The sequence below is a fragment of the Sphingomonas sp. PWP1-2 genome, assembly GCF_049898305.1.
In the GTDB taxonomy this organism is placed as follows: Bacteria; Pseudomonadota; Alphaproteobacteria; order Sphingomonadales; family Sphingomonadaceae; genus Sphingomonas; species Sphingomonas glacialis.
The window spans coordinates 62,581-80,359 of sequence record NZ_JAFCXM010000002.1 but is presented as its reverse complement, the minus strand read 5'-3'; the positions used below and the strand labels follow the sequence as shown (position 1 = coordinate 80,359).

Genomic DNA, 17,779 nt, shown 5'->3' with positions numbered 1-17,779 from the left:
AGCCCTGCCACGCCGGACTTGCCAATTCCATAGCAACCCTGCCAGGCGGGGCCGCATGACGACGAATTCATTTCAGATCGTGGGGTTCGACCTCGATGGCACCCTGGTCGACAGCAGCGGCGATCTCACCGCCGCGGTCAATGACACGCTCGACTTCGCTGGGCGCCCGCTGCTGACGGTGGCGCAGGTCAAGACGATGGTTGGCGGCGGCGCCAAGCATATGCTGGCGCAGGGGCTGGAGGCGACCGGCGGTTGCACGCCGGAGGAATTCCGCCCGCTCTACAAGCGGATGCTGGCCTATTATGCCGCGCACCTTTCGGTCCATACGCGCCCCTTCCCTGGCGTGATCGACGCGCTCGACCAGCTCGACGCGCGCGGCATCAAGAGCGCGGTCGTCACCAACAAGTTCGAGAGCCTTGCACTTACGCTGCTCGCCGATCTCGGGCTGACCGAGCGCTTCGCGTGCATCATCGGCGGCGACACGATGGGGCCGGGCCTGTCCAAGCCCAACCGCGCGCCGATCGACGAGATGATCCGGCGCTGCGGCGGCGAAATCGGCACGACCCGCGCGGCGTTCGTCGGCGATTCGATCTACGACATCATGGCAGCAAAGAACGCCGAAATCCCCGGCATCGCGGTTAGCTTCGGCTTCCTGCTTGAGCCGGTCGAGGAGATGGGCGCCGACGCGGTGATCGATTCGTTCGCCGATCTGCTGCCGACGCTCGATCGCCTGTCAGCCTGAGGCGGGCCCGGCGCCGCCCTTGCGCCACTTGGTCCATAAGTGCCGCGCGAGCATCGCGGGCGGCATCCGCAGCCAGTGCGAGCGGATGTAGAACGCCATCCGCGTCATCGGACGGGTGGTGCGCCCCCAACCGTCGCGCGCGGTGACGCGGCGGAGATAGAGGCGGTCGACGAGCCTTGAACCGGCGCCGTCGCCATACAGCGCGGCCGCAAGCCGCAGCGCGCGCGCGACCTCGCGGTTCAATCCGTGCATTGCGGCTCGCTCGGCCAATCCCGCGACACCGTCTTGCTCGACAAGACAGTGGACGTCCCACAAATTGCGCATCCCGCCCGCCAGATCGCCGTCGGCAAACAGATGTGCGGCGGCATGCACGACCATGTCTTCGGGCGACAGCGCCCACAGCCCCGGCGCGACCTCAACCGCATCGGCGAGCAACGCCGCAGCATTGGGGGTGATACGCGCGGTCAGGGGCAGGATCGTGTGGTGGACGTCGATCATCCGATCGCGGTGGCGGTGGATCAGCGGGGGGAGCTCGTGCATCCACTGGCGGTAATAGGCATCGTCATACGGATCGGGCTTGACCCATTCCCACCCCGCGTCGAGCAAAGCCGCCTCGACCCTATCCAGCGATGCGCGTGGCACGAGGATGTCGAGATCGCCGATCGACCGCCCCTGCCCCGCCAGCAGATCGGCGGCGACGAAGGCGGTGCCCTTGAGCAGCACGACGCGCTCGTCGATCGGCGCGAGTGCGCGGCGGGCAGCCTCGGCTTCCCACAAGGCGACGACCCGGCCCTGTTCGACCGAGCGCCACGCATCTTCGAGAATGCGCCCGACATTCGGTGGAACCGCCATTCCATCGAGCCGCCATGCGAGCGTGCCGAGCATCTGCTCCGCGCGGGCGATCGCGAGCAACGCGGTCCAGTCCTCCGCGTCGAGCGCGAGCGTGCTTTCGGGCAAGCGCAGCGCGCGCGCCAGCAGCCAGCCGTCTGGCGCGCGGCGCATCATCGCGCCGCCCACGCCGCTTCCACTTGCGCGATCGCGCTGGCGGTATCGGGATAGTCGATCGCGCGCGCCGGGACCGAGGTCACGAGCTTGGTCAGCGCATCGAAGCCGCGCTCGCCGAGCGCGACATAGTTGGTCGAGGCTTGCGTCAGCCGAACGAACACCTCGCTCGCCGCGACGTCGCGCGCGGCGGGTTCGAAGCCGAAGCTCGGGAAGAGGATCAGCGCCGGGCGCGCCGGCTGGATCATCGTCGCGATCGCGTGCGCGTCGGGTACGAAATGGCGGATCGTGCCCTTGGGGGTGCCCTCGAGCAGTGGCCCGAAGCGATCCGCCGGCGCCTCGGCCGCGACGGTCGCGATGCTCGCATTCTTCAGGCTGACGAGCCGCGGAAAGGCATGGAGCTGTCCCGTTTCGGGATCGAGCAAGGCAAATTCATCGCCCATCAGACGCCATCCGCGCAGCGACAGCAGCGCCGCGAGCGTCGATTTGCCCGCGCCCGAAACGCCCGTCATCATCAGAGCATCGCCGTCGCGCTCGACGACCGAGGCGTGGAGCAGCAGATAGCGGCGCTGGCCGAGCGCCATCTGCAGGTTCATCCCCATCTCGGCGGCGAGCAGCCCCTGCGCGAGCGGCAGCGGTGCCGCCTCGGGCAGCACGAAATCGCCGCCGATCATCACGGAGGGGCGCAGCACGCGCCGCCACGGCCGCGCGGCGAAGAGGCGCACGGTGAAATCGGGGACACCATCGGTGGGCTTGGGATAGGCGCGATACAGCGTCTCGAGCTGCGCGATCGGCGCGCGCCAATCGGAGCCGATGCGGAAACCGACAGGCCCGATCGCAACGCTGAACTGGTGGTTCATGCGCGCGACACCAGGCCGGTCGCGACGAGTTCGTCGAGCCGCTCGCGCAGCACATCCATATCGGCATCGCCGAGCGCATAGTCGCGCGCCAAGCGGTCCAGCAGCGCCGCGCGCGTCATCCCCGCCTCGCCCAAAGTCGCGAGAATCTCGGGCGCTGGCGCGGTGATGAGGTGCGTGATGCTCGAGGCGCGGTGATAGACTGCGGAAAAACTGTCGAGATGGACGATGCTCAGGCTCTCGGCCCGCGCCATGCGGTAGAGGACGGTGTCGTCCGCCAGGGCCACCGGCTCAGCCGCGCGGCATCTGCAACGACGCGAAGCAGGTGAAGCCGCTCGTCCCCGATTGCAGCCGCCGGATGTAATTGGTGTAGGCGCGGCTCTGCTGATAGCTCGTTCCCGGCAGCTGTCCGCCGGCCAGCGCGGTCTTCACCTCTTCGCCCTTGAACGGCCTTCCGGGCGGCGCGAACGCCCCCAGCGTCCCACGCGGCACGGTGGTGCCGTCGGCGGCGATGTAGCTGCCCGCCCGCCCCGGATCGGGCACCGGAATCTCGCAGGTCGAGATCGACGCGGTGGTCGCGGCGAGCGCCGGGCGGATCGAGACGACCGCGGCGGCGCCGGCCGCGCCGAGCATGAGCGCGCGGCGGCGCGTGGCGTTCGGGGTCTCTGGCGGAACGTCGGTCATGGTGACAGCCATTTCACATTCGCAAATCGCTGGCAAGCAAGGCTATCGAGCTTAAGCATCTTTGGGCTAAGGCGGCGAAATGCTCCAGGGTTTCGGTTCTCGGACGATCACGGCGATCGGTCTCATCGTCGTCGCGGCGATCGCAGTGTTCCTGCTTGCGGGCGATCTGCAGCCCGCGTTGGTCACGCTGGTCGGCGGGATTGCCGCGGCGCTCGTCGCGACGGGCACCGGCGACGGCCCGATCGAGCTGCCCCGCCCCGTCCCCGCTGCCGCCGCGCTCGCCCCGCCCGAGACGCAAGACGTGATCGAGGCGATCGTCGAGCCGGTGCTGATCGTCGCCGAAGGGCGCGTGACGCATGCCAATGCCGTCGCGCTCGGGCTGCTCGGCAAGCATATCGTCGGCGAGGACGTGCGCGTCGCGATCCGGCACCCCGGCGCCGCCGAACGCCTCGCCGGTCCGTCGACGGGCAATCTGCAGGGCCCGACCAATCTCGTCGGGCTCGGCGCGCTCGACCAGCATTGGGAAATGCATGTCAGCCGCGCTGGGGGTGGTCAGCGGATCGTGCAACTCGTCGACCGCACCGGCAATTACGCCGCCGAGCGGATGCGCGTCGACTTCGTCGCGAACGCGAGCCACGAATTGCGCACCCCGCTCGCCTCGATCCTCGGTTATATCGAGACGCTCGGCGACGAGAAGGCGGGCGAGGACGCGCAGGTGCGCGGGCGCTTCCTCAAGATCATGTTCGACGAGGCGCGGCGGATGCAGCGCTTGGTCGAAGACCTGATCTCGCTCAGCCGGATCGAGGCGGAGAAATATCGTCTGCCCGATCGCGCGGTCGATGTCGGCGCGCTGATCGGCGAAGTCCGCTCCGAACTGCTCGACGCGCAGGACACGCGCAGCGCCGATATCGTCGCCGACCTCGACCTCGGGGTGCCGCCCGTGGCCGGCGACCGCGCGCAATTGAGCCAGGTGCTCCACAATCTCATCGGCAATGCGATGAAGTACGGCCGCGCCGGTACGCCGGTGACGGTTCGGCTGTGGCGCGATCCGGCGGGAATGGTGCGGATCAGCGTGACCGACGAGGGCGAAGGGATCGCGCCCGAGCACATCCCGCGCCTGACCGAGCGCTTCTACCGCGTCGACCCGGGCCGCAGCCGCGCGGCGGGCGGGACCGGGCTCGGGCTCGCGATCGTCAAGCATATCATCGAGCGCCACCGCGGTCGGTTCGATGTGACGAGCACCGTGGGCAAGGGAACCACGGTGACAATTCTGCTTCCAGCGCACGGCCAGACGGGCGCTGTCATCAAACGGTAACGACAGTGTCACACAGGCGGTCCGTCGCGATGGTATTGCGATTCTACGGACCCTTCGGTCCGAGGGGAGAATCCATGAACCGGAAACGCGCGATCGTCGCCTTTGCCGCCAGCAGTGCGGCAGCGTTGGCACTCAGTGCCTGCCAGGACCAGGCCAATGGCGGGGGCGCCGGCTCGCGCGACCATATCACCGTCGTCGGATCGTCGACTGTCTTCCCCTTCACCACGATCGTCGCCGAGCAGCTCATCAACAAGACGCCGGGGATGAAGTCGCCCGCGATCGAATCGACCGGCACGGGCGGCGGGATGAAGCTGTTCTGCGCCGGCGTCGGGGCGGCGCATCCCGACATCGAGGACGCCTCTCGCCGGATGAAGGCGAGCGAGTATCGTACCTGCAAGGACAATGGCGTCGACAATATCATCGAGGTCCAGATCGGGCTCGACGGCGTCGCCTTCGCCGAATCGATGAGCGGCCCCAAGCTGCAGTTGACCGCAGTCGACCTGTACAAGGCACTCGCCGCCACGCCGATGGGCCAGCCCAACACCGCCAAGACGTGGAAGGACGTCAACCCAGCGCTGCCCGCGATCCCGATCCAGGTCTACGGCCCGCCCTCGACCAGCGGCACGCGCGATGCGCTCGCCGAGCTGATCCTCGCCAAGGGCTGCGACGCGATCAATCCCGCGCTCGCCGACAAGAAAGAGACCGACGCCGCCGGCTATGCCAAGGGCTGCACCGCGATCCGCGAGGACGGCGCCTATGTCGATGCCGGCGAGAACGACAATCTGATCGTCCAGAAGCTCCAGTCGAACCCCAATGCGATCGGCATCTTCGGCTATTCGTATCTCGAGCAGAACAAGGACAAGTTGAACGGCGTGCCGATCAACGGCGTCGAGCCGACCTATGAGACGATCGCGCGCGGCGCCTATCCCGGGTCGCGCCCGCTCTACCTCTACGTCAAGAAGGCGCATCTCACCGCGATCAAGGGGCTGCGCGAATTTCTCGCAGTCTATGCGCAGTCGTGGGATCCCAAGGGGCCGCTCGTCGCCAAGGGGCTGATCGCCGCGCCCGACGACGTGCGCAAGCGCAGCGCAGCCATCATCAAGGCCGAAGCGTCGCTGGATCCGTCCAAGCTGCTCTGACCGCCTTTCCCACACCTCGAACACGAAATCGAACCACCCGCTTTGTCGATCCTTACTCTTTCCCTCGTCATTGCCGGGCTCGGCCTGATCGGCTGGCTGACGGCGCGGATGCGTGCCGTCGGCTTCCGCCGCGGCAGCACCGCCCGGTTCAGCTCGCTGCCGTCGCATTTCGGCGGCTATGTCGCCTTGTGGACGGTGTTGCCCGCCGCTCTCTTCCTGTGCGTCTGGGCGTCGACTTCGCCAGCGCTGGTGACCGACCGCGTGCTGCGTGATCCCGCCGCCGCGCAGCTGCCGCCGCCGGGGTTCGACCGCGCGGCGATCCTGTCCGAAGCGCGCAGCCTCGCCGCGGGCAACAGCTTCGGCGCGTTCAACCCGTTGTCGCAAAAGCTCGCGCCCGCTTATGCTGCGGCGCAGAACCGCAACGACTGGATCGGCTCGGCGGTCGCCTTGCTGCTCGCCTTTGCGACCGGCGGGTTCGCTTATACCCGCGTCCGCCCCGATTTCCGCGCGCGCAGCAAGATCGAGCGCGTCGTGATGGCGTGCCTGCTCGCCGCCTCGCTGATCGCGATCGTCACGACGATGGGGATCGTCGCGTCGCTGCTGTTCGAATCGTGGCGCTTCTTCAGCGTCGTGCCGATCGGCGACTTCCTGTTCGGGACGCATTGGAGCCCGCAAGTCATCGACCCGGCCGACCCCGGCAAGACGCTCGGCGCAGTGCCGTTGTTCTGGGGCACCTTCTTCATCGGCGCGGTGATCGCCATGCTCGTCGCGATCCCGTTCGGGCTGATGAGCGCGGTGTATCTCACGCAATATGCGACGCCGCGCGCACGGCGCTGGATGAAGCCGATCCTCGAAGTGCTCGCGGGCGTGCCGACCGTGGTCTACGGCTATTTCGCCGCGCTGACGGTGGCGCCGGCGGTGCGCGATGTCGCGGTGTCGCTCGGCATTACCTGGGCGAGCTCGGAAAGCGCGCTCGCCGCGGGGCTGGTGATGGGGGTGATGATCATCCCGTTCGTCTCCTCGATGGCAGACGATTCGCTGGCGGCGGTGCCGGGCGCGATGCGCGACGGGAGCCTGGCGATGGGCGCGACCTCGTCCGAGACGATCAGCCGCGTATTGCTTCCCGCGGCGCTTCCCGGTGTCGTCGGTGGCGTCTTGCTCGCGGTCAGCCGCGCGATCGGCGAGACGATGATCGTGGTGATGGCGGCGAGCGGCGTCGCGACGCTCACGCTCAACCCGTTCGCCAGCGCGACCACCGTGACCAAGCAGATCGTCGACCTGCTCACCGGCGAAGCCGAGTTCGACAGCCCCAAGACGCTCGCCGCCTTCGCGCTCGGGCTCACGCTGTTCGTCATCACCCTGCTCCTCAACATCGTCGCGCTGACGGTCGTGAAACGGTATCGCGAAGCTTATGAGTGACGCCCCAATCCTGAGCGGGCTCGTCCCCGATGTCGCGACCACCGCCACCGGCCCGGCCGAGCGCGCGCCGACCGACTGGCGGACGCAGTCGATGCAGCGCCGAATCCGCAAGCGTTATGCCGCCGAGCGACGCTTCCGCTGGCTCGGGCTCGGCGCGGTCGTGCTTTCCGCCGGCTTCCTCGCGGTGCTGCTCGTGACGATGGTGTATAACGGCGCCAGCGGATTCCTGCAGACGCAGATCGCGCTGCCGGTCGATTTCGCGCATTCGGGGCTGTTGCTGACGCCGGCCGACCTGCGCGGACCCGGCGCCGATCTCGCGCTGTCGACCGCCAATATCGAAGGCTTGACCGATTCGTCGGCCAAGGCCGCGTTCGGGACCGACGGCGATCGCTGGGTGTCCGACGGCGGCTGGCTGCGCGTGCGCCAGGCGCTGAAGCGCGACCCTGCGCTGCTCGGCGCGCGCGCGACGATCTGGGTGCCCGCCGCCGATGCGATCGACGTCGCCGCCAAGCGCCAGGGCGATCCGGCCTCCGAGGCAATCGTCGCGAAGCTTAAGGCGCGGCATGCGATCTCGACCGGCTTCAACCTCCCCTTCCTCACCGCATCGGACTCGAACGATCCGACGCGCGCGGGGATCTGGGGCGCGTTCAAGGGCTCGCTGTTCACGATGCTGGTCACGCTGCTGATCGCCTTCCCGGTCGGGGTGCTGTCGGCGCTCTATCTCGAGGAATATGCGCCGCGGAACCGCTGGACCGATCTGATCGAGGTCTCGATCAACAATCTCGCCGCGGTGCCCTCGATCATCTTCGGCTTGCTCGGGCTCGCGGTCTTCCTCGGCACCTTCGGGCTGCCGCGCTCGGCGTCGATCGTCGGTGGTCTCACGCTCGCGCTGATGACGATGCCGGTGATCGTGATCTCGGGCCGCAATGCGATCAAGGGCGTCCCGCCGTCGATCCGCGATGCCGCGCTCGGCGTCGGGGCGAGCCCGATCCAGGTCGTCTTCCACCACGTCCTGCCACTCGCGCTGCCCGGCATCCTCACCGGCACGATCATCGGCATGGCGCGCGCGCTCGGCGAGACTGCGCCGCTGCTGATGATCGGGATGCGCGCGTTCATCGCCTCGCCGCCCGCGCGGCTGACCGATCCGGCGACCGTGCTGCCGGTGCAGATCTTCCTATGGTCCGATCAGATCGATCGCGGCTTTGTCGAAAAGACCAGCGCGGCGATCATCGTCCTGCTCGTCTTCCTGCTCGCGATGAACGGCTTCGCGATCTACCTCCGTAACAAATTCGAGACCCGCTGGTGAGCATTCCCAACCAACACAAGATTTCGGCGCAGCACGTGAACGTCTGGTACGGCGCCAAGAAAGCGATCGACGACGTGTCGCTCGATTTCGGTTCGGACCACGTCACCTCGCTGATCGGCCCGTCGGGCTGCGGCAAATCGACCTTCCTGCGCACGCTCAACCGCATGAACGACACAATTCCTGCGGCCAAGGTCGAGGGCGACATCACGCTCGACGGCGAGGACATCTACGCCCCCGAAATGGACGTCGTGCAGCTCCGCGCGCGCGTCGGCATGGTGTTCCAGAAGCCAAACCCCTTCCCCAAGTCGATCTTCGAGAACGTCGCCTACGGCCCGCGCATCCACGGCCTTGCCGGCAACAAGACCCAACTCGGCGAGATCGTCGAACGCTCGTTGCGCCGCGCGGGGCTGTGGGACGAGGTCAAGGATCGCCTCACCGACAGCGGCACTGCGCTGTCGGGCGGCCAGCAGCAACGGCTGTGCATCGCGCGCGCGATCGCGGTCGACCCCGAGGTGATCCTGATGGACGAGCCGTGCTCGGCGCTCGACCCGATCGCCACAGCCAAGATCGAGGAGTTGATCCACGAATTGAAGGGCCGCTACGCGATCGTGATCGTCACGCACAACATGCAGCAGGCCGCGCGCGTGTCGCAACGCACCGCCTTCTTCCACCTGGGCACGCTGATCGAATATGGCGCGACCTCGGACATCTTCACCAATCCTCGGCAGGAACGCACCAAGGATTACATCACCGGCCGCTACGGGTGAACAGGACATGCCATTGAACGACCATACAGTTAAGGCGTTCGACGCCGATATCGGCCAGCTGCGCGGCCTCATCGCGCAGATGGGCGGAATGGCCGAACACGCGATTGCCGGCGCGATGGAAGCGCTGCGCCGCCACGACCTCGAAGGCGCGCAGCTCATCATCGCGGGCGACAAGAAGCTCGACGCGCTCGAGCTCGAGGTCGAGCAGCTCGCGGTCCGCATCATCGCGCTGCGCGCGCCGCTCGCCGACGACCTGCGCGAAGTCGTCGCCGCGCTGAAAATTGCGGGCGTGATCGAACGGATCGGCGACTATGCCAAGAATATCGCCAAGCGCGTCCCCTCGATCGACAGCCATGGCGAGATCGAGCCGCTCTCGGTGCTCCCCGCCATGTCGGCGCTCGCGGTGCGGATGGTGCACGACGCGCTCGACGCCTTCGCCGCGCGCGACGCCGATGCCGCGGTCGAAGTGTGCCAGCGCGACCGCGAGGTCGACGATTTCTACAACAGCCTGTTCCGCGTGCTCGTCACCCACATGATGGAGAACCCGCGGACGATCGGCCAGGTCACGCAATTGCTCTTCATCGCCAAGAATCTCGAACGCGTGGGCGACCACGCAACGAACATCGCCGAGATGATCTACTATGCCGCAACCGGTACGCACATGGTCGAACGTGACCGCGGCACCCTTCTCAGCCTGACGGAGTAAACGATATGGCACGCGCGAAAATGCTGCTGGTTGAAGACGACGCCGCGCTCGCCGAGCTGCTGATCTGGCACTTCAAGCGCGAGGATTTCGAGATCGCGCAGACGCCCGACGGCGAGGAGGCGCTGCTGCTGGCCAAGGAGAATACCCCCGACATCGTGCTGCTAGACTGGATGGTCGAGGGCCTGTCGGGGATCGAAGTGTGCCGCCGCCTGCGCCGCATGCCAGAGACCGCCAACGTCCCGATCATCATGCTGACCGCGCGCGGCGAGGAAGAGGACCGTGTCCGCGGGCTCGAGACCGGCGCCGACGATTATGTCACCAAGCCGTTTAGCCCACGCGAACTCGTCGCGCGCGTCGGCGCGGTGCTGCGGCGGGTGCGCCCGGCGCTCGCTGGCGAGCAGCTGACCTATTCGGACATCGAGATGGATACCGTCGGCCACAAGGTGCGGCGTTCGGGCGAGGTCATCCCGCTCGGGCCGACCGAGTTCCGCCTGCTGAAACACTTCCTCGAACATCCCGGCTGGGTCTTCTCGCGCGAGCGGTTGCTCGATGCGGTATGGGGCCATGACAGCGACATCGAGAGCCGCACGGTCGACGTGCACATCCGGCGGCTGCGCAAGGCGATCAATTGCGGCGACCGCCCCGATATCATCCGCACGGTGCGTTCGGCGGGCTATGCACTCGATTCGGGTGCGTAAAGAATATTGGGACCCATGCGGCACAATGTGCGTTTGACCCGACGAGCAGCACACAATGCTGCCCGTTCGCAGGAGACTGTTTATGAAAATCATGATGTTTGCGGCGCTCGCCGCTGCCGTCGCAATGCCCGCGCTGGCGCAGACCACGCCAGCACCGGCGACCCCTGACGCGATGAGCCAGCCGGCCCCGGCGCAAACCATGCCTGCTCAGCCCGCCCCGGCAGCAGACCCCGCAATGGCACAGCCCGCCGCCCCCGCCGCTGATCCGGCAATGGCGCAGCCGGCCACGACGCCTGCCGCCAATGCATCGATGGCGACGCCGTCGGCACCGATGGCAGCGACCGGCGACTACCCGCCCTGCTCGCGCACGCTGAAGGATGGCTGCACCGAGCGGTCGAACGCTGCCGGCGCGCGGATGCACTCGGGCAAGCGCATGCACAAGCGCTGAGGCCGCGCCGGATTTTTCCGGCCGCAGCCTTCAAGACTTGCCGTTACGGCCGGCGTGCAGAAGCTCTGCACGCCGGCTTTTTCGTATCGGGAGTATGCCGATCGCGGCTTGCACGCCGCGCGCAATTGCCTAGGACGCGCCTCAAACCACCTAGAGGAGTCCATCCATGTCCATCCGTTTCGATGATAAGGTCGCCATCGTCACCGGCGCCGGCGGCGGTCTCGGTCGCGCCTATGCGCTCGAACTCGCCAAGCGCGGCGCGAAGGTCGTGGTCAACGATCTCGGCGGTTCGCGCGATGGCACCGGCCATAGCGACGCGGCGCTGAAGGTCGTCGAGGAAATCAAGGCGGCCGGCGGCGAGGCGATCTCGAACGGCGGCAGCGTCACCGAATATGAGCAGATGGTCGAGATGGTCGCCAAGGCCAAGGAAACCTGGGGCGGCGTTCATATCCTCATCAACAACGCCGGCGTGCTGCGCGACAAGAGCTTCGCCAAGATGGAGCCGGCCGACTTCAAGTTCGTGATCGACGTCCACCTCAACGGCTCGGCCAACGTCACCAAGGCGGTTTGGGAGACGATGCGCGCCCAGAATTATGGCCGCATCCTGATGACGGCGTCGTCGACCGGCCTTTACGGCAATTTCGGCCAGGCGAATTACGGCGCGGCCAAGCTCGGCCTTGCCGGCCTCACCAAGACGCTCGCGATCGAAGGCGCCAAGAACAACATCAAGGTCAACACGATCGCGCCGACCGCGGGCACGCGGATGACCGAAGACCTCTTCCCGGCCGAGGCGTTTGCCGCCTTCGCCCCCGAGAAGGTCGCGCCGGCCGCGCTCTATCTCGTGTCGGAGGAATCGCCGACCAACATGATCATCGGCGCGGGCGCCGGTGTGTTCCAGGCAGCCTATGTCACGCTGACGCAGGGCAAACTGCTGAGCGGCGACGATCTCTCGCCCGAGGGCATCGCCGCGCACTGGGCCGAGATCACCGACCGTGCTGGCGAGATGACCCCGCAGAACGGTGCCGAACAGTCGATGAGCATCCTCAAGAAGCTCCAGGGCGGCTGACCTCGCGCGTCGCCCCGGCCTGTGCCGGGGCGACGATAGTTACTGTGTTGCTACACTGATACACGCGTGATACGCTCCCCATCGACAGGGAGACGATTATGTACAGCGAAAGCGATATCGACGGGGCGGTGACGGCAGGCGCGATTTCGCGCGAGGCGGCGGCCGCGCTGCGCAATCATATCGCCGCGCGCAACGCAGCCCCCGCGGTCGATGAAGAGAGCTTTCGGCTGCTGTCGGGCTTCAACGATATTTTCGTCTCGATCGCGATCGTGCTGGTGCTCCTCGCGGTCGGCTGGATCGGCGAATCGATCACCCCCCCGCTTGCCGGCGCGCTGGTCGCGGTCGCGGCCTGGGGGCTCGCCGAATATTTCACGCGCCTTCGGCGGATGGCGCTGCCGAGCATCCTGCTGCTGCTCGCCTTTGTCGGCGGTGTCGGTGCGACGCCGGTCGGCGTGCTCGTCGCGCTGCACGCCAATTCGAGCGACCAGGCCGGCGCGGCGATCGGCGCTGGCATCGGCCTGCTGATGGCGGGCGCCGCATGGCTGCACTGGCGGCGCTTCATGGTGCCGATCACCGTCGCCGCCGGCGCATCGGCCTTGGTCGGCGTCGTCGTCGCGCTGGTGATCGCCGCGATCCCGTTGGTGAAGGAAGCGGTCTATCCACTTGTCTTCATTTGCGGGCTCGGCATGTTCGCGCTCGCGATGACGTGGGATCTGTCGGACCGCGAGCGCCGCACGCGGCGTGCCGACGTCGCCTTCTGGCTCCACCTCGCCGCAGCACCGATGATCGCGCATCCCGTCTTCCACATGCTCGGCGTGTTCGGCGGGGCAATCGCGATCGGCACCGCGCTGATCGTGCTCGCGCTTTACCTCGCCTTCGCCTTCGTCGCGCTCGCGGTCGACCGGCGCGCGCTGCTCGTCTCGAGCCTCGCCTATGTCCTCTATGCGCTCTACGCGCTGTTCCAGACGGCGGGCGCGGTCGAACTGGCGTGGGCGTTCACCGCACTGGCGATCGGCTCGGCCTTGCTGACGCTCTCCGCCTTCTGGCCGGCAATGCGGCGGATCGTGGTCGGCCTGCTCGGCGGTCTTGGCGAGCGCCTGCCCCCGGTCGCGACGCTGGTTGCCGCCTAGCGGCCGACTCGCCCGGCGGCGTTCGTCGTGCGCCTTGTTGCAAACCGGAATCTCGCGTATTCCTTTGAACGCAGGCGGATATTTGCGCCGTTTGCGCCGTTCAACGCAACGAAAGAGGCACCGAGTGACCTCGGCTCTGATCGTCGACCGCCATTCCAGAGTGCGCACTTCGCTCCAAGCGGCGTTCGAGCGCGACGGCGGCGCCTGCGCGACGCTCGATCCATTCGTAGCGCACGACGCCGTATCGCGCGCAGCGCTCGACCGTGACGGAGTCCTGGTTCGAATCGATGACGATGCGCTGCCGCGCGGGTGGGAGGTGGCGCGCCAGGCCCGCGCTGCCAACCCGGCGGTCGCGATCGGCTATCTGTCGACGCGGGGGACCAGCGACTGGGCAGCGTCAGGTGTCCCGGACAGCGTGGTCTATGCGCCGACGTCCGATCCGATCGAGATCACGGCGGCCTTCCTCGCTTTGTGCCGCCCGGCAAGCATCCAGAAAGCGATGGGCGAGCCGCATGGCGAACGTCCGTCAGGCACCGCGCGCGCGCGGCTCGGTCCGCTGGGAAACGACCTGATTCACGGATCACGCCGCAATGCGATGGGAATGATGGCGACGACGATCGCCAACGAACTCACCCAGCCGCTGACGACGATCGGCAATTACCTGGCCGTCGCGCGTGCGGTCGTCGAAAGCCGGGGGGATTCCGCGCTGGTGCTCGAGTCGCTGCAGGCAGCGATCGAGGCAAGCCGCACGGCGGGCCACATCATCCGCACCCTGCAATCGCTGACGACCCGCCCCGAAGCACGGCTGGAACAGGTCGCGCTCACCGACACGCTGCGCGACGCCGCCGATATCGTCACGCTGGGGCGACCAGACGCGCGGATCACGCTCGACCTGCCGCACTCGCTTATCGTGCTCGGCGATCGGATCCTGCTCCAGCAGACGCTGCTCAACCTTTTGCAGAATGCCGTCGAGGCCGCCGCCGGCACGCCGGTCGACATCCTCGTCACCGCGTCCGACAAGGGGCAAGTCGTCGAGGTCTGCGTGGCGGATTCGGGTCCCGGGGTCGACCGGATGCTGCTCCCCAATGTCTTCGAGCCGTTCGTCACGACCAAGGCCGACAGCCTGGGAATCGGCCTGTCGATCTGCAAGGCGATTATCGAAGCGCAAGGCGGGGTGATCACGCTGCGCAACCGCGCCACCTGCGGAGCGATCGCGTGCTTTACCGTGCCGGGTATAGCCTAAGCGCTCAGTCGACCACCTTCATCAGGCGCCGCTCGACCGGGGCAAGGACCGGGCCGAGTTCGGGGCCGCGCTTGAGGACCATGCCATGTTCGCCGATCAGCGCCCACATCCCCTGCTTGTGGCGCAACGCGGGACGCTTCTCGATCCGGAATTCGGGGCGTTCGGCGGCGCGGCGGAAGGCGGCGAAGACCGCGGCTTCATAGCCGAGATCGATCGCGTAGTCGCGCCACAGGCCCGCTGCGACCATCCGCCCATAGAGATCGAGGATGCGGTTGAGTTCGAGCCGTTCGAAGCCGATCTGCAGCGGCGTACCGCGTGGCGCCGGAAAGGGTGTTATCGTCCCCATCAAGCCCGATCGCGCAGGTCGTGATTTTCCACCAGCAAGGCGTCGAGCCGCTTGCGCATCGTCTCGAGCTCGCAGCGCAGCAGTTCGACCTTCTGCGTCGCAGGATCGAACATCTCGCTGCACGGCGTGCCGTATGCGAGGAACTCGACGGGCTTCTGCCCGCCTTCGACCATCGTCGCGCGCGCCGGGATGCCGACCATGACCGCGCCCTCGACCACGTCACGCGTCACGACGGCGTTCGCGCCGACGCGCGAGCCCTTGTTGAGCGTGATCGGGCCGAGCACCTGAGCACCAGACCCGATGATGACATTGTCGCACAAGGTCGGGTGGCGCTTGCCGGCAATGCCATTGTCCGGGCTCGTGCCGCCGAGCGTGACGCATTGATAGATCGTGACGTTGTCGCCGATCTCGGCTGTCTCGCCGATCACGACAAAGCCGTGATCGATGAAGAAATTGCGGCCGATCGAGGCGCCGGGGTGGATATCGATCGCGGTCATCAAGCGCGAGAAATGGTTCACCGCGCGCGCAAGAAAGAACAGCCGCGCCTTGAACAGCCGGTGCGCGATACGGTGATAGCCAAGCGCCCAGACGCCAGGATAGGTCAGGATCTCGAGCCGCGAACGCGGGGCGGGATCACGAGCCTTGATCGAATCGAGATAGGCGATCAATCGTCCCATCATTGCGGTTTCCCCTTCATCTGCGCGATATCTAGTCCTTCGGTCGGTCGAATTAAAGGCGCGTCCGGTCGCTAACTTTATCGAACAAAACCCCATCTTTCTTGTGGGATTTCAAAAAAGGCGCGATCTGCTTAGCATGCCAGAGGTTTCGACCATCGATTTCCCCGCGATTTTCGCGGCGATGCTGCCCTTCATTCTGATCGGCTTTGCCGCGCAAGTGGTCGATGGTGCGCTCGGCATGGCGTTCGGGGTGATCAACAATACGCTGCTCGTCGTGCTGCTCGGGATGCCGCCGGCGCTCGCTTCGGCAAGCGTCCACGCGGTCGAGACCTTCACCACGGCGGCCTCGGGCGTGAGCCATATCGTGCATCGCAACGTCGACTGGCGGTTGTTCCGGCGGCTGGTCATCCCGGGGATGATCGGTGGTGCGCTGGGTGCCTATGTGCTGAGCAACATCGACGGCGCGGTCGCGCGGCCGTTCGTGATGGCGTATCTCTCGCTGATGGGGCTCTATTTGCTCTACCGTGCCTATCGTGGACCGGTGACGCCCAGGCAGCCCAAAATCATCGAGCCGCTCGGTCTCGTCGGTGGCTTCCTCGATGCCGCGGGCGGCGGCGGCTGGGGGCCGGTGGTGACCTCGAACCTGCTCGTCCAGGGCGCTGCGCCGCGCACCACGATCGGCACGGTCAATACGTCCGAATTCTTCCTCACCGCGACGATCTCGGCGACGTTCATCGCGACGCTCGGGCTCAAGGCGTTCACCTTGCAGACGCTCGGGATCCTGATCGGCGGGCTGCTCGCCGCGCCGATCGGCGCGGTCGTCGCCAAGCGCGTCCCGGCGCGCAAGCTGATGGCTATGGTCGGGATCCTGCTGACGGTGACGAGCGCCTATTCGATATGGTCGGCGCTCGCCACCTGAACGTCAGTTGATCGCCGAATGCACCGTGGCAACGGCCTTCATCACCGCGCCGATCCGCACCGCGGTCTGGATCGCCTCGGCGGTGGCACCGGCCTTCTTGAGGATCTGCTCATGGCTGTCGATGCACATGCCGCAGCCGTTGATGGCCGAGACCGCCAGGCTGAACAGCTCGAAATCGACCTTTTCGATTCCCGGCTGGCCGATCACGTTCATGCGCAGCTTGGCGGGCATCGTCTGGTACTCGGCATTCCCGGCGAGATGCGTGAAGCGGTAATAGACGTTGTTCATCGCCATCACCGCAGCGGCGGCGCGCGCGGCGTTGGCGGCCTCGGGCGAGAGCTTGGCGGCGACTTCGGCCTCGGTCACGTCGACCAGCGGCTTATAGCCGGTGGCGTGCGCGCAGCACAGGAACAGGCCGAACTTCTGCTGGTCGGGCAGATGCGCCTCGTTGAGCAGCGAGCCGACGTTGAGGCGGATGTCCTTGGCGAAATCCGGGAGCGTCCCGGCGAAATCCTTGAGCGACATTGATGTTTCCCTATCCACAAACACGTCACCCCAGCGCAGGCTGGGGTCTCTCGAGGGCGAGCGTCAGGCCCGCCCCATAAAGACCCCAGCCTACGCTGGGGTGACGATGATGGCGGGCACGACCGTCAGGCCGCGCCCGCGCGTCCAATTTTACGCGGCGATCTGGAGGACGTCGTCGCCCTTGTTCCAGTTGCACGGGCACAGCTCGTCGGTCTGCAGCGCGTCGAGCACGCGCAGCGTCTCGGCGGGGTTGCGGCCGACGTTGAGGCCGTTGACCTGGACTGCCTGGATCACATTGTCGGGATCGATGATGAAGGTCGCACGGAACGCGACATGCTCGTGCTTGTCGAGAATGCCGAGCTGCGCGGCGAGCACGCCACCATTATCGGCCAGCCACGGGAAGTCGGCAGCCGCCAGATCGGGATCCGACTTGCGCCAGGCGAGGTGGACGTGCGCGGTGTCGGTCGATGCGCCGATCAGCACGGCGTCGCGATCCTCGAAGTCACCCTTGAGGCCAGCATAGCCGACGATCTCGGTCGGGCAGACGAAGGTGAAATCCTTCGGCCAGTAGAACAGCACCTTCCACTTGCCCGGGAACGCGTCCTGGCTGAGCGTCTCACCGGCGGGGAGCGCGGATACGCCCTGCTGGACGGGAACGGTAAAGTCGGGGAGCTTGTCGCCGATGGTCAACATGTTGTGGGCCTCCTGGAAAAATTGGGGCCTCGTCGGACATCCTCATGCGCGGCGCTGAACGCCGTCTCGTTGCAGGGCCCATATAGGGACTGTTCTT

At 66.8% G+C, this 17,779-nt stretch carries 21 protein-coding genes; 13 read left to right on the top strand and 8 right to left on the bottom strand.

Annotation, left to right across the window (positions count from 1 at the left end; genetic code table 11):
• Window positions 1-55 precede the first annotated feature (55 nt).
• On the top strand, window positions 56-742 hold the full coding sequence (locus tag ACP7C5_RS05225) for an HAD hydrolase-like protein (RefSeq protein WP_426263436.1): 687 nt from the start codon (window positions 56-58) through the stop codon (window positions 740-742).
• On the opposite strand, the gene ACP7C5_RS05220 is transcribed toward ACP7C5_RS05225, so the two are convergent.
• The 4 genes from ACP7C5_RS05220 to ACP7C5_RS05205 are packed head-to-tail and all read right to left on the bottom strand — an operon-like array spanning window position 734 to window position 3,285.
• On the bottom strand, window positions 734-1,744 hold the full coding sequence (locus ACP7C5_RS05220) for a nucleotidyltransferase domain-containing protein (protein ID WP_426263904.1): 1,011 nt from the start codon (window positions 1,742-1,744) through the stop codon (window positions 734-736). The genes ACP7C5_RS05225 and ACP7C5_RS05220 overlap by 9 nt on opposite strands.
• Window positions 1,744-2,604, bottom strand: a complete 861-nt coding sequence (locus tag ACP7C5_RS05215; protein WP_426263435.1) for an HprK-related kinase A — start codon at window positions 2,602-2,604, stop codon at window positions 1,744-1,746. Before ACP7C5_RS05215 ends, ACP7C5_RS05220 begins: the two co-directional genes overlap by 1 nt.
• A complete protein-coding gene (locus ACP7C5_RS05210; protein WP_426263434.1) occupies window positions 2,601-2,888 on the bottom strand; it encodes an HPr-rel-A system PqqD family peptide chaperone in 288 nt (95 codons plus the stop codon). The genes ACP7C5_RS05215 and ACP7C5_RS05210 overlap by 4 nt, the downstream gene beginning before the upstream one ends.
• A 4-nt stretch (window positions 2,889-2,892) precedes the next feature.
• Entirely contained in the window at window positions 2,893-3,285 is a 393-nt protein-coding gene (locus ACP7C5_RS05205; RefSeq protein ID WP_133188879.1) for a hypothetical protein, read from the bottom strand.
• 79 nt (window positions 3,286-3,364) lie between these two features.
• Between ACP7C5_RS05205 and ACP7C5_RS05200 the strand changes: the two genes are divergently transcribed.
• From ACP7C5_RS05200 to ACP7C5_RS05150, 11 genes are all read left to right on the top strand, one after another.
• A complete protein-coding gene (locus tag ACP7C5_RS05200; protein ID WP_322163229.1) occupies window positions 3,365-4,600 on the top strand; it encodes an ATP-binding protein in 1,236 nt (411 codons plus the stop codon).
• Window positions 4,601-4,674: 74 nt separating this feature from the next.
• Window positions 4,675-5,739 (top strand): substrate-binding domain-containing protein, encoded by a 1,065-nt coding sequence (locus tag ACP7C5_RS05195; protein ID WP_426263433.1) that lies wholly within the window; start codon window positions 4,675-4,677, stop codon window positions 5,737-5,739.
• 42 nt (window positions 5,740-5,781) lie between these two features.
• Entirely contained in the window at window positions 5,782-7,158 is a 1,377-nt protein-coding gene (pstC, locus tag ACP7C5_RS05190; RefSeq protein WP_322163226.1) for a phosphate ABC transporter permease subunit PstC, read from the top strand.
• Entirely contained in the window at window positions 7,151-8,464 is a 1,314-nt protein-coding gene (pstA, locus tag ACP7C5_RS05185) for a phosphate ABC transporter permease PstA (RefSeq protein ID WP_426263432.1), read from the top strand. The genes pstC and pstA overlap by 8 nt, the downstream gene beginning before the upstream one ends.
• On the top strand, window positions 8,461-9,231 hold the full coding sequence (pstB, locus tag ACP7C5_RS05180) for a phosphate ABC transporter ATP-binding protein PstB (protein ID WP_133188887.1): 771 nt from the start codon (window positions 8,461-8,463) through the stop codon (window positions 9,229-9,231). Before pstA ends, pstB begins: the two co-directional genes overlap by 4 nt.
• 7 nt (window positions 9,232-9,238) lie before the next feature.
• On the top strand, window positions 9,239-9,937 hold the full coding sequence (phoU, locus tag ACP7C5_RS05175; protein ID WP_133188889.1) for a phosphate signaling complex protein PhoU: 699 nt from the start codon (window positions 9,239-9,241) through the stop codon (window positions 9,935-9,937).
• A gap of 5 nt (window positions 9,938-9,942) precedes the next feature.
• A complete protein-coding gene (gene phoB, locus ACP7C5_RS05170) occupies window positions 9,943-10,635 on the top strand; it encodes a phosphate regulon transcriptional regulator PhoB (protein ID WP_133188891.1) in 693 nt (230 codons plus the stop codon).
• Between the two features lie 82 nt (window positions 10,636-10,717).
• Complete coding sequence (locus ACP7C5_RS05165; RefSeq protein ID WP_133188893.1) at window positions 10,718-11,083, top strand: hypothetical protein; 366 nt, start codon at window positions 10,718-10,720, stop codon at window positions 11,081-11,083.
• 166 nt (window positions 11,084-11,249) lie between these two features.
• Complete coding sequence (locus tag ACP7C5_RS05160; RefSeq protein WP_133188895.1) at window positions 11,250-12,149, top strand: SDR family NAD(P)-dependent oxidoreductase; 900 nt, start codon at window positions 11,250-11,252, stop codon at window positions 12,147-12,149.
• 98 nt (window positions 12,150-12,247) lie between these two features.
• The gene (locus ACP7C5_RS05155; RefSeq protein WP_426263431.1) at window positions 12,248-13,279 is read left to right on the top strand and encodes a hypothetical protein; all 1,032 of its coding nucleotides are present in this window, start codon (window positions 12,248-12,250) and stop codon (window positions 13,277-13,279) included.
• Between the two features lie 124 nt (window positions 13,280-13,403).
• On the top strand, window positions 13,404-14,522 hold the full coding sequence (locus ACP7C5_RS05150; protein WP_426263430.1) for a sensor histidine kinase: 1,119 nt from the start codon (window positions 13,404-13,406) through the stop codon (window positions 14,520-14,522).
• 4 nt (window positions 14,523-14,526) lie between these two features.
• On the opposite strand, the gene ACP7C5_RS05145 is transcribed toward ACP7C5_RS05150, so the two are convergent.
• Window positions 14,527-14,868 (bottom strand): DUF2794 domain-containing protein, encoded by a 342-nt coding sequence (locus tag ACP7C5_RS05145; RefSeq protein ID WP_133188901.1) that lies wholly within the window; start codon window positions 14,866-14,868, stop codon window positions 14,527-14,529.
• Complete coding sequence (gene epsC / locus ACP7C5_RS05140) at window positions 14,868-15,548, bottom strand: serine O-acetyltransferase EpsC (protein ID WP_189674985.1); 681 nt, start codon at window positions 15,546-15,548, stop codon at window positions 14,868-14,870. Before epsC ends, ACP7C5_RS05145 begins: the two co-directional genes overlap by 1 nt.
• Window positions 15,549-15,681: 133 nt before the next feature.
• Between epsC and ACP7C5_RS05135 the strand changes: the two genes are divergently transcribed.
• Window positions 15,682-16,464 carry a sulfite exporter TauE/SafE family protein gene (locus tag ACP7C5_RS05135; protein WP_426263429.1) on the top strand — a complete coding sequence of 261 codons (783 nt, stop codon included), beginning with the start codon at window positions 15,682-15,684 and terminating at the stop codon, window positions 16,462-16,464.
• Between the two features lie 3 nt (window positions 16,465-16,467).
• Here ACP7C5_RS05135 and ACP7C5_RS05130 read toward each other — a convergent pair whose 3' ends face one another.
• Window positions 16,468-16,989: a carboxymuconolactone decarboxylase family protein gene (locus ACP7C5_RS05130; protein WP_322163211.1), complete on the bottom strand. Its 522-nt coding sequence runs from the start codon at window positions 16,987-16,989 to the stop codon at window positions 16,468-16,470.
• Between the two features lie 150 nt (window positions 16,990-17,139).
• Window positions 17,140-17,682: a peroxiredoxin gene (locus tag ACP7C5_RS05125; RefSeq protein WP_426263428.1), complete on the bottom strand. Its 543-nt coding sequence runs from the start codon at window positions 17,680-17,682 to the stop codon at window positions 17,140-17,142.
• Window positions 17,683-17,779: the final 97 nt, after the last annotated feature.

Bases quoted from the DNA above. Each gene is read 5' to 3' on its own strand.
- ACP7C5_RS05215 (WP_426263435.1), bottom strand. From the start codon at position 2,604: ATGAACCACCAGTTCAGCGTTGCGATCGGGCCTGTCGGTTTCCGCATC.
- ACP7C5_RS05130 (WP_322163211.1), bottom strand. From the start codon at position 16,989: ATGTCGCTCAAGGATTTCGCCGGGACGCTCCCGGATTTCGCCAAGGAC.
- ACP7C5_RS05200 (WP_322163229.1), top strand. From the start codon at position 3,365: ATGCTCCAGGGTTTCGGTTCTCGGACGATCACGGCGATCGGTCTCATC.
- pstA (WP_426263432.1), top strand. From the start codon at position 7,151: ATGAGTGACGCCCCAATCCTGAGCGGGCTCGTCCCCGATGTCGCGACC.
- ACP7C5_RS05205 (WP_133188879.1), bottom strand. From the start codon at position 3,285: ATGACCGACGTTCCGCCAGAGACCCCGAACGCCACGCGCCGCCGCGCG.
- ACP7C5_RS05225 (WP_426263436.1), top strand. From the start codon at position 56: ATGACGACGAATTCATTTCAGATCGTGGGGTTCGACCTCGATGGCACC.
- ACP7C5_RS05125 (WP_426263428.1), bottom strand. From the start codon at position 17,682: ATGTTGACCATCGGCGACAAGCTCCCCGACTTTACCGTTCCCGTCCAG.
- ACP7C5_RS05135 (WP_426263429.1), top strand. From the start codon at position 15,682: ATGCCAGAGGTTTCGACCATCGATTTCCCCGCGATTTTCGCGGCGATG.
- ACP7C5_RS05165 (WP_133188893.1), top strand. From the start codon at position 10,718: ATGAAAATCATGATGTTTGCGGCGCTCGCCGCTGCCGTCGCAATGCCC.
- epsC (WP_189674985.1), bottom strand. From the start codon at position 15,548: ATGATGGGACGATTGATCGCCTATCTCGATTCGATCAAGGCTCGTGAT.
- ACP7C5_RS05160 (WP_133188895.1), top strand. From the start codon at position 11,250: ATGTCCATCCGTTTCGATGATAAGGTCGCCATCGTCACCGGCGCCGGC.
- ACP7C5_RS05155 (WP_426263431.1), top strand. From the start codon at position 12,248: ATGTACAGCGAAAGCGATATCGACGGGGCGGTGACGGCAGGCGCGATT.
- phoB (WP_133188891.1), top strand. From the start codon at position 9,943: ATGGCACGCGCGAAAATGCTGCTGGTTGAAGACGACGCCGCGCTCGCC.
- ACP7C5_RS05195 (WP_426263433.1), top strand. From the start codon at position 4,675: ATGAACCGGAAACGCGCGATCGTCGCCTTTGCCGCCAGCAGTGCGGCA.
- ACP7C5_RS05220 (WP_426263904.1), bottom strand. From the start codon at position 1,744: ATGCGCCGCGCGCCAGACGGCTGGCTGCTGGCGCGCGCGCTGCGCTTG.
- phoU (WP_133188889.1), top strand. From the start codon at position 9,239: ATGCCATTGAACGACCATACAGTTAAGGCGTTCGACGCCGATATCGGC.
- ACP7C5_RS05145 (WP_133188901.1), bottom strand. From the start codon at position 14,868: ATGGGGACGATAACACCCTTTCCGGCGCCACGCGGTACGCCGCTGCAG.